The sequence below is a fragment of the Flavobacterium sp. genome, assembly GCF_040402895.1.
GTDB lineage: Bacteria > Bacteroidota > Bacteroidia > Flavobacteriales > Flavobacteriaceae > Flavobacterium.
In genome coordinates, this window is sequence record NZ_JBBALR010000002.1 from 413,993 (window position 1) to 423,569 (window position 9,577).

The 9,577-nt window shown below is 31.3% G+C and carries 11 protein-coding genes; 5 read left to right on the forward strand and 6 right to left on the reverse strand.

What is annotated here, in order from left to right; all coding sequences use genetic code 11:
• Positions 1–36: 36 nt before the first annotated feature.
• From ABWP60_RS04000 to ABWP60_RS04010, 3 genes are all read right to left on the reverse strand, one after another.
• The gene (locus ABWP60_RS04000) at positions 37–492 is read right to left on the reverse strand and encodes a DUF5362 family protein (RefSeq protein WP_353148824.1); all 456 of its coding nucleotides are present in this window, start codon (positions 490–492) and stop codon (positions 37–39) included.
• 6 nt (positions 493–498) lie between these two features.
• A complete protein-coding gene (gene rocD / locus ABWP60_RS04005) occupies positions 499–1,779 on the reverse strand; it encodes an ornithine--oxo-acid transaminase (RefSeq protein WP_353148827.1) in 1,281 nt (426 codons plus the stop codon).
• A gap of 137 nt (positions 1,780–1,916) precedes the next feature.
• Positions 1,917–2,459 (reverse strand): DUF1697 domain-containing protein, encoded by a 543-nt coding sequence (locus ABWP60_RS04010; RefSeq protein ID WP_353148830.1) that lies wholly within the window; start codon positions 2,457–2,459, stop codon positions 1,917–1,919.
• A gap of 69 nt (positions 2,460–2,528) precedes the next feature.
• Here ABWP60_RS04010 and rlmD point away from each other — a divergent pair, with 69 nt between their 5' ends.
• Genes rlmD through ABWP60_RS04025 form a run of 3 tightly spaced genes read left to right on the forward strand, consistent with a single transcriptional unit; the run spans position 2,529 to position 5,136 of the window.
• Positions 2,529–3,941, forward strand: coding sequence for a 23S rRNA (uracil(1939)-C(5))-methyltransferase RlmD (gene rlmD, locus ABWP60_RS04015; protein ID WP_353148832.1), 1,413 nt, complete (start codon positions 2,529–2,531; stop codon positions 3,939–3,941).
• 3 nt (positions 3,942–3,944) lie between these two features.
• Positions 3,945–4,439, forward strand: a complete 495-nt coding sequence (locus ABWP60_RS04020) for a DUF6452 family protein (protein WP_353148834.1) — start codon at positions 3,945–3,947, stop codon at positions 4,437–4,439.
• A complete protein-coding gene (locus tag ABWP60_RS04025) occupies positions 4,411–5,136 on the forward strand; it encodes a DUF6048 family protein (protein WP_353148837.1) in 726 nt (241 codons plus the stop codon). Before ABWP60_RS04020 ends, ABWP60_RS04025 begins: the two co-directional genes overlap by 29 nt.
• 47 nt (positions 5,137–5,183) lie before the next feature.
• On the opposite strand, the gene ABWP60_RS04030 is transcribed toward ABWP60_RS04025, so the two are convergent.
• Together ABWP60_RS04030 and ABWP60_RS04035 are read right to left on the reverse strand one after the other, a co-directional pair.
• Entirely contained in the window at positions 5,184–5,417 is a 234-nt protein-coding gene (locus tag ABWP60_RS04030; RefSeq protein ID WP_353148840.1) for a hypothetical protein, read from the reverse strand.
• Between the two features lie 34 nt (positions 5,418–5,451).
• On the reverse strand, positions 5,452–6,606 hold the full coding sequence (locus tag ABWP60_RS04035; protein WP_353148843.1) for a THUMP domain-containing class I SAM-dependent RNA methyltransferase: 1,155 nt from the start codon (positions 6,604–6,606) through the stop codon (positions 5,452–5,454).
• 87 nt (positions 6,607–6,693) lie between these two features.
• Between ABWP60_RS04035 and ABWP60_RS04040 the strand changes: the two genes are divergently transcribed.
• Together ABWP60_RS04040 and ABWP60_RS04045 are read left to right on the forward strand one after the other, a co-directional pair.
• Complete coding sequence (locus tag ABWP60_RS04040) at positions 6,694–7,437, forward strand: class I SAM-dependent methyltransferase (protein WP_353148846.1); 744 nt, start codon at positions 6,694–6,696, stop codon at positions 7,435–7,437.
• On the forward strand, positions 7,437–8,150 hold the full coding sequence (locus ABWP60_RS04045; protein WP_353148848.1) for a ZIP family metal transporter: 714 nt from the start codon (positions 7,437–7,439) through the stop codon (positions 8,148–8,150). The genes ABWP60_RS04040 and ABWP60_RS04045 overlap by 1 nt, the downstream gene beginning before the upstream one ends.
• 12 nt (positions 8,151–8,162) lie before the next feature.
• Here the strand turns inward: ABWP60_RS04045 and ABWP60_RS04050 are convergent, their stop codons facing one another.
• A complete protein-coding gene (locus ABWP60_RS04050) occupies positions 8,163–9,380 on the reverse strand; it encodes a glycosyltransferase (protein WP_353148851.1) in 1,218 nt (405 codons plus the stop codon).
• Positions 9,381–9,577 lie beyond the last annotated feature (197 nt).

The following is a 9,577-nucleotide window of genomic DNA, read 5'->3' on the forward strand; positions in this document are numbered from 1 at the left end:
TTATAAGTCGGTTTTTTTTATGTTTACTATTTTCTTCTAACTTAAAGTAGAAAGTATTCCTCCTAAAATAGCAAAGACAAAAATCAAACCATACAAGGAAATTAAAATTAAAGTAAAAATTCCTAAAAATTTATGGTGCGATTTTAAATTTTCTAAGCCATCTGCTAGTAATTGTTTATTTTTCGAATGTAAAGCAGCACTTGTTTTATTAGCGTATTGATACAAATAATAAACCGGAAAAAAATAAATAGCGGCAAAAAGCACGTAAATTATTGAGAATGCTGACATAGAAAAAGGAAGCTCAGGCATAGTAGAAGCGTCCATAGCACTAAAGCCAATCGCCATAAAAAGACTAACTAATACCATTAAACCAATTCCTATAAAACCAATAATAGCCATAAATTTTGACCATTTGGCACTTTCTTGTAAAAATCCAACTGCAGCAGTTGTTAACTGATTTTCGAAATTTTCTGTTTGTTTTTCGTTTTCCATAATAAATTAAATTTCAAATTCTTTTAAAGTTTTGGTAATTATAGTTATACAATCTAGTAATTGTGCTTCTGACATTACTAAAGGTGGCGCAAAACGTATAATATTACCGTGAGTTGGTTTAGCTAATAAACCATTTTCAGCTAATTTCATACAAATATTCCAAGCTGTATCACTTTCTTCGGTATCATTGATAACAATGGCGTTTAACAAACCTTTTCCGCGAACTAATGTAGCGATGGATGACGTTTGTATATATTTGTTTAATTCTTCTCTAAATATCTTTCCTAATTTACGGGCGTTTTGAGCTAAATTTTCCTCTGAAACTACTTCTAAAGCGGCCATTGCCACTACAGCAGCCACAGGATTTCCTCCGAAAGTAGAACCGTGTTGTCCAGGTTTTATCACATTCATTATTTCATTATTTGCCAAAACAGCCGAAACAGGATACGCCCCTCCAGAAAGTGCTTTACCTAAAATTAAAATATCAGGTTGTGCAAAAGTATTTTGCTTTTCACAGGCTTTTTCACAAGTGCAATTTCCACATACAGCTAATAACGAACCCGTTCTTGCTATGCCCGTTTGTACTTCATCTGCAATAAATAATACATTATATTTAGTACATAAGTCTTTAGCTTTGGCAATATAATCTTCAGATGGCACGTAAACTCCTGCTTCACCTTGAATAGGTTCAACTAAAAAACCTGCAATATTTGGCGATGAGGCAATTGCTTTTTCTAAAGCTTCAATATCGTCATAAGGTATCTTTATAAACCCATCTGTAAACGGTCCGAAATTTTTTCGTGCGTTTTCATCGTTAGAAAATGAAATTATTGTAGTGGTTCTTCCATGAAAATTGTTTGCACAAACAATAATTTGCGCTTGTTTTTCTGCTACACCTTTTTTCTCATAAGCCCATTTTCTGCATATTTTTAAAGCGGTTTCTACTGCTTCAGCACCTGTATTCATTGGCAAAACCTTATCAAAACCAAAATAGTTGGTTACAAATTTTTCATATACACCAAGTTTATCGTTATAAAATGCTCTTGATGTTAAAGTAAGTGTTTGTGCTTGAGACACCATAGCATCCACAATTTTTGGATGACAATGTCCTTGATTTACTGCAGAATAAGCAGATAAAAAATCGTAATATTTTTTTCCTTCAACATCCCAAACAAAAACCCCTTCACCTTTATTTAATACTACAGGTAATGGATGATAATTATGGGCACCGTGTTGGTCTTCTATAGCAATAATGTCTGCTGGATTCATTTTTTCTAAAATTGACATGATTTATTTTTATTGATTGTCAAATCGCAATTCCTACTTATTGGAGAGAAATCATCCTTAATGTGTAAAATTACAAAATATAAATTCCAAATTCCAAATTGAAACAATTGTAATTTGAAATTTTAAATTTGAACGTTTTAACTGTTGTACATTTCAAATAACTTGGTGACTGTATTCCAATTTCTTATGGTGGCCACCACGTTTATTTTTTTTTCAATGTATTTTTGGTCTAAATTGGTTTTCCCAGCACCAATGGCATATTTAATATAAATTCTTGAAGTATCAATAGCTGCTTCGTCTGGTTTAAAATTACTTATTTTCAAATCGTTTATGGCTGAGGGCGTTAATTCTTTAGAAATAAAAGCCACATATAATTTTTTACTATCACAATCTTTTTCTTTTAAAAACAAATTGTTGTTGAAACACAATTCTAAATCCGTTTTAGAAACCATAATAACGGGAACATCATATCCAAATACTTTTGCAATTTCTTGTTTAATTTTAAAACCAACACTTGCAGCAGTTTCTTCTTCCGATTCCAAAAAAACATTACCCGATTGAATGTACGTTTCTACATTTTGAAACCCCATATTTTCTAGCATTTTTTTTAAGGCATCCATTTTAATCATGTTATGTCCCGAAACGTTAATTCCACGTAAAAGCGCTAAATATTTTGTCATTATTCTAAAATTTTGTTATAAAAGTAAAATAATTTATCTAATCCGCATAACAATTCTTATTTTTGCGTCATGGGGAAAAAAAGAACAGAAAGAATCGTATTCGAAAACGTACAAATCCTTGATGCAGGTGCAAAAGGTGTATCCGTGGCAAAAGCTCCTGATGGTAAAGTAATTTTTATTCCAAATGTGGTACCAGGAGATGTAGCCGACATTCAAACCATGAAAAAAAGAAAAGCTTTTTACGAAGGTAAAGCCATAAAAATTCATGAATTTTCGGAACACAGAACAGAACCAATTTGTGAACATTTTGGGGTTTGTGGAGGCTGTAAATGGCAAAATATGAAGTACAGCCAACAATTACACTACAAACACAATGAAGTATACAATAATTTGAAACGCATCGGAAAAATTGAAATGCCCGAATTTGAACCCATTTTAGGTTCGGAAAAACAATTTTTTTACAGAAATAAAATGGAATTTGGATTTTCTTCTACGCGTTGGATGACACCTGAAGAAGTGGCTTCTGGAGCAGAATTAGATAACAAAAATGCCGTAGGATTTCATATTCCAAGAATGTGGGATAAAATTTTAGACATCACAACATGTCATTTACAAGAAGATCCTTCAAACGATATAAGAAATGAAATTCGTCGATTTGCGAATGAAAACAACTTATCATTTTATAATCCTAGAACCAACGAAGGCTTACTGAGAACCTTAATGATTCGTACAGCATCAACAGGTGAATTGATGATTTTAATTCAGTTTTTTGAAAAGAAAAAATCGCAAATTGAATTAATGATGCATTTTTTAGCCGAACGTTTTCCTGAAACTACATCCTTACAATATGTTGTCAATCAGAAAATGAATGATACCATTTATGATCAAGACATTATTACTTTTAAAGGAAGAAATTACATTTTAGAAGAAATGGAAGGGCTACATTTTAGTATTAATGCCAAATCGTTCTACCAAACCAATTCACAACAAGCATATGAATTATATGCCATCACACGAGATTTTGCTGGATTAACTGGCGAAGAATTAGTGTACGATTTATATACAGGAACAGGTACAATTGCGCAATTTGTTTCGAAAAAAGCAAAAAAAGTAATTGGTGTAGAAGCCGTTCCTGAGGCAATAGCTGATGCAAAAGAAAATGCCAACAGAAATAACATTACCAATTGCGAATTTTTTGTAGGGGATATGAAAAATGTATTTAATGATGATTTCATCAACACACACGGACATCCAGATGTAGTAATTACAGATCCACCAAGAGACGGAATGCATAAAGACGTTGTCGCACAATTATTAAAAATAGGTGCTAAAAAAATTGTGTATGTAAGTTGTAATTCGGCAACACAAGCACGAGATTTGGCTTTATTAGACGAAATGTATAAAGTTACACGAGTACGACCAGTAGATATGTTTCCGCAAACGCATCACGTTGAAAATGTAGTGCTTTTAGAAAAAAAATAAGATATGAAACAGCTATCTCTATTACTTGTACTTAGTATTTTCTTTTCGAGTTGCGAAAAAGATGACATTTGCGATGCTAATACCCCAACAACTCCAAAAGTTGTGATAGAATTTTACGATGTTGCCAATCCAACAACGCTTAAAAACTTGACCAGTTTGGGTATAATAGCACCTGGATTTACAAATGGTTTTGAATTTACAGCAACAAGCAAAATAAAAGTGCCTTTAAAAACGTTTCAAGATACCTCCATTTTACATTTCATTCAAAATGGAAGTATGGATCCAACATCAGACGATAATTTAGACGAAATTACGTTTAATTACAGCAGAAAAACAGTTTTTGTTTCTCGAGCCTGTGGCTTCAAAACGTTGTTTACACTAAATACAACTAACCCAATTACAGTAACCCCAGATTCAAATAATTGGATTCAAAGCGTTATTGTTTCTCAACCAAATATTGAAAACGAAGATGAAACACATATTAAAATATATTTTTAGTCTTATTTTTATGCTGCTGTTTTCAGAAAATGGAACTGCTCAAGAAAAAGATACTTTAAAAATTCCTCAACGTTATGGATTACGATTGGGAATTGACGCACATCGTTTGACAAAATCTTTATACAACGACAACTATAAAGGATTAGAATTAGTAGGAGATTATAGAATTACTAAGAAATTTTATGCCGCAGGAGAATTAGGAAATGAAGAAAAAACTACAGCAGACGACAACCTTAATTATACAACAAAAGGGAGTTATTTCAAAGTAGGTTTTGATTATAATGCTTATGAAAACTGGCTAGATATGGAAAATATGATTTTTATTGGAATGCGGGCTGGTATAGGAAGTTTTAATCATAAATTAAACAGCTTTACCATTTATCAACCTGGAAATTATTACGGAATAAACACCAATACATCTGGCCAAGAATTCAATGGGCTTTCTGCAAGTTGGTTAGAAGTCGTAAGTGGTTTAAAAGCGGAAGTTTTAAATAATTTATATGTTGGGTTTTCCTTGCGGTTAAATTATTTAATGTCTAATAACGAACCGGAAGGTTTTGCTAATTTATACATCCCTGGTTTTAATAAAACTTACGAAAACAGTAAATTTGGCGCAAGTTTTAACTATTCAATAAGTTATTTTATACCTTTTTATAAAAGTAAAGAAAATTCAAAAACTCCAAAACCCAAAAATTAAAAAATTCCAAACTTAGAAACTCTGAAACTTTGAAACTTAAAATTTAACTATTTAATCTCTTTCACACCTTTACTAAAAAGCCATTTCATAAATAATTTTTCCCCGTCATTTGTTTTTACTACTTGAAATTTTGGTGCTAAAATAGTAGCTACTACAAACGCCGCTAAAGGAATTTGCCAACTCGTAAAACCTGTATAAGAAGCAACAATAAAACGGAATACTATGAAAAGAATTAAAAATCCTAACATATTAAAAACTAAAGATTTTGTTTGTTTAGACATGATATTATTTTTTAAAATTAGTAAATAATTACGCTTATACCTGAAATTTAGTTCGCTTACTACCTGCATACATTTCATATTTCACGAAACGTGCTTCCAACTTTCCATTGAATAATTTTATTTTTCTACTCGGACGTAATCCAACAAATTTTAATGCTTCCAAATTCGCAGTAATAAACCAAGCATTTGTTCCTGGATAATTTTGCTTCATGGTATCACCAATTTCTCTGTAAAAACGTTCCATTTCTATATTTAAACGTTCCCCATAAGGTGGATTAAACACTACATGCAAAGGCCCTTCTACCTCTTTCTCAGATTGAAAGAAATCAGCTTGTTTGATAGTTATATACTCGTCTAAATTAGCATTAATGATATTATCTTTCGCTTTTTCAACTGCACTTGGCGCTTTGTCACATCCAACAATCGTATAATGAAATTCTCTTGTTTTTTTTAATAATGATTCTAAAACTTTATCAAATAATTCCGAATCCCAGTCTTGCCATCTTTCGAAAGCAAATTCTTTTCTGTTGATATTAGCCGGAATATTACATGCAATCATCGCTGCTTCTGCCACAATTGTTCCACTTCCACACATAGGATCTAAAAAATGGGCGTTTCCATCCCAACCAGATAAAATTAACATTCCAGCCGCTAAAACTTCATTAATTGGAGCAATATTTGTTGCTGTTTTATACCCTCGCTGATGTAATGAAACACCAGAAGTATCTAATGAAAGTGTACAAAAATCTCTATCAATATGAATATGAATTCGTAAATCTGGGAAATCTTTATCAATACTTGGACGCGCTCCAGTATTCGTTTTAAATTGATCTACAATTGCATCTTTCACTTTTTGCGCCACAAACTGACTGTGCGTAAACTGCTCAGAATATAAAGTTGTTTCTACAACAAATGACTGTTGTACTTTTAAATAATCCGACCAATCTACTTTTTGGATGCCATCATACAGCGTTTGTTCATTATACGCCTTAAAAGTATGAATGGGTTTTAGAATTTTTAATGCCGTACGTAAAGCCAAGTTTGCTTTGTACATAAAGCCTTTATCGCCATGAAAACTTACACTTCTTGTACCTTTCACAACATTTTGTGCTCCTAATTGGAACAACTCTTTTTCTAGAATTTCTTCAAACCCAAAAAAAGTTTTGGCTACCATTTTAAAATTTTCCATAGACCTCTTTCCCTCAGAGAGAATTTAAATATTAATTATTTGCAAAAATACATTAAATTTGTTGATTCATAATTTTGAAACAGATAAATGTCAAATTCTACAGCAAAAAATTCAGAAAATTGGTTCAGCACTTGGTTTGATTCGCCTTATTATCACATTTTGTATAAAAACAGAAACGAAGAAGAAGCACAAGGTTTTATGGACAATATTACACATTATCTGAATATGCCCGAAAACGGAACTATATTAGACTTAGCTTGTGGAAAAGGCAGACATTCCATCTATTTAAATAAATTGGGTTATCGTGTAACTGGTGTCGATTTATCCGAAAAAAGTATTGGTATTGCTAATAAATCTTCAAATGAAACATTACAATTTATAACGCACGATATGCGTGAACCAAGGAACGAAACTTATGATGCCGTTTTTAATTTATTTACAAGTTTTGGGTATTTTGACGCATATGAAGACAATATCAAAACCTTAAAAGCTATTAAAGATAGCATTAACGAATATGGATTTGGAGTAATTGATTTTTTTAATTCCGATTTTATTTTAGAAAATTTAGTAGCTGAAGAGACCAAAGAAATTGATGGTATTACATTTAACATCAAGCGTTTTGTTGAAAACAAAAAAATAATTAAAGAAATTAGATTTGAGGACAAAGGAGAATCTTTTTACTTTACCGAAAAAGTTTCTGCGTTCACGTTATCTGATTTTGAGGCTATGATGGAAGAAGCAGGTATTTATTTATTAGATATTTTTGGAGATTATAAATTAAGAAAGTTTTACAAAGCACAATCAGAACGTTTAATTATGATTTTTAAATAATGACCTATACTATTTACCTTTTTCCATTATTATCTGTTATCATAGGATATATTTTCGCAATATTTTTTGCTCCAAAAAGCAAAAATAATTTAAAATTGTTATTAGCGTTTAGTGGTGCATTTTTATTGTCATTGACTGTTATGCATTTACTTCCAGAAGTATATCACAGCGAAGAAATAGATTCTGAAGCTGGGCAAGAAGGCCATTTTCATTCTAAAATTGGAATTTTTATTATGATCGGAATTGTGTTCCAAATCATTTTAGAATACTTTTCAAAAGGTGCCGAACATGGTCATGTTCACGGGCATCACAGAATATCACACATCCCTTGGTTATTATTTTTCAGTTTGTGTTTACACGCCCTTTTAGAAGGATTACCAATCAACAACCATCCACATTTGGCCTATGGAATTGCTATTCATCACTTTCCAATTGCTATTATTTTAACCACGTTTTTCAAAAATGCACAATTGAATTCCAAAGCAATTTTGTTTTTTATGATAACTTTTGCCTTTATGACACCAATTGGTACCTTCTTAGCAGATAATTTGAGTTTTATTACAAATTATTCCTCGCAATTATCTGGAATTGTAATTGGAATTTTATTTCATATTTCCTCAACTATTATTTTTGAAAGCAGCGAAGGACATAAATTTAATTTAGCTAAATTAATCGTAATTGCTTTAGGTATATTTTTGGCTAGTTTTATGTAATTAGTAAAATATTTACTTATTCTTTTCTTCAATCCAACGACTCATAAATTCAGTGCTTCGCATTGTATGAAATTGCAACATCTGACCTATAAAATTAGCTTTTCTATGGGAATCTAAATTAGATTGAAGTTTATTTAAAGTGGAAATAAAAGCTGTTTCATACTTAGAAAATAAAAATTTATGGATTATTATTTTATAACCATTTTCCACAGCCTGTTGCCAAACTTCTTGCTTGGAATATAACAATACCGCTTTTGAAATAAAATCAGAATAATTGTTCTCAACAAATCCGTTCCATGGCAAATTATCACACATGGCTTCTGCACCAATAGAAGTCGTTACAGATGGTGTTCCGTATTCCATGCATTCCAATAATTTTCCTTTTATTCCAGCTCCAAAACGAATGGGCGCTAATAAAACTTTAGCGGAACGAATAACTTCTTCTGCACTTTTTGCTCTACCATTAATAAAAAATCGGTCATTTGGATTGTGTAATTGATGAACTTTTTGAGTTGGATATGCACCATAAATATTTAATTTCGCATCTGGGAGTAACTCTTTTAACTTTGGCCAAATATCATTTTTTAAAACTAATACGGAATCCCAATTGGGTTCGTGATAAAAATTTCCAATAAATACAAAATCGGCTTTAGCATGAAAATCTGTTTTTATAAAAGTTGATTTTTCAATACAAATAGGCAAATAAAATAAAATAGATTTTGGGACTTGAAAAACTGTTTGCAACAAATGCATCTCATAATCCGAAACCATAAGCGATAAATCACATCTAAAAATGGAGGCAATTTCCCGTTTAGTAACATCATTATTAAAATCTAAAACTTCTAACGATGTGTTTTTCTTAATAGCTTCATGTCTTGCTTTACGCAAACAATGCAAATCTTCCGTATCTAATATTTTAATTGCATTTGGTAACTCCTTTGATATGCGCCAACCGAATTGCTCTTCTAGCATAAATCGATCAAATAAAACCAAATTCGGATTAATTGTTTGCAAGTAATCATCAAAAGAACTATCATTAAGCTGAATAAAATGAGTTGTAATTCCTAAATCAGCTAGATCAAAAGAGAATTCACTATCTATAGCAGTAGAAGCATATTGAATACTATAATTTTGAGATAAAAAATATCGAATTAGTTGAAGCATTCTACTTCCCGCTGCAGAAGAATTAGGTTCTACCCAAACTGAACTTATTATAAGTAATTTATTCATATTCAAATATAGAAAATGTTTTTTGTAATTCGATTCAGGCGGATTGTTTTGTTTTGTTTTTGGTGTTCTTTTTAATAAAAAGAAGCCACTATCCTTACTATTGCTTTAGTTTTCATAAAACATTTCCGTTAAACTAACTCACCAACACGCCGTACCTATAACAAAAAAAAGAGGCTATCTTTTCAGATAGCCTCTTA

Coding starts and splice junctions, on each gene's coding strand:
- ABWP60_RS04000 (WP_353148824.1), bottom strand. CDS start 492: ATGGAAAACGAAAAACAAACAGAAAATTTCGAAAATCAGTTAACAACT.
- rocD (WP_353148827.1), bottom strand. CDS start 1,779: ATGTCAATTTTAGAAAAAATGAATCCAGCAGACATTATTGCTATAGAA.
- ABWP60_RS04010 (WP_353148830.1), bottom strand. CDS start 2,459: ATGACAAAATATTTAGCGCTTTTACGTGGAATTAACGTTTCGGGACAT.
- rlmD (WP_353148832.1), top strand. CDS start 2,529: ATGGGGAAAAAAAGAACAGAAAGAATCGTATTCGAAAACGTACAAATC.
- ABWP60_RS04020 (WP_353148834.1), top strand. CDS start 3,945: ATGAAACAGCTATCTCTATTACTTGTACTTAGTATTTTCTTTTCGAGT.
- ABWP60_RS04025 (WP_353148837.1), top strand. CDS start 4,411: ATGAAACACATATTAAAATATATTTTTAGTCTTATTTTTATGCTGCTG.
- ABWP60_RS04030 (WP_353148840.1), bottom strand. CDS start 5,417: ATGTCTAAACAAACAAAATCTTTAGTTTTTAATATGTTAGGATTTTTA.
- ABWP60_RS04035 (WP_353148843.1), bottom strand. CDS start 6,606: ATGGAAAATTTTAAAATGGTAGCCAAAACTTTTTTTGGGTTTGAAGAA.
- ABWP60_RS04040 (WP_353148846.1), top strand. CDS start 6,694: ATGTCAAATTCTACAGCAAAAAATTCAGAAAATTGGTTCAGCACTTGG.
- ABWP60_RS04045 (WP_353148848.1), top strand. CDS start 7,437: ATGACCTATACTATTTACCTTTTTCCATTATTATCTGTTATCATAGGA.
- ABWP60_RS04050 (WP_353148851.1), bottom strand. CDS start 9,380: ATGAATAAATTACTTATAATAAGTTCAGTTTGGGTAGAACCTAATTCT.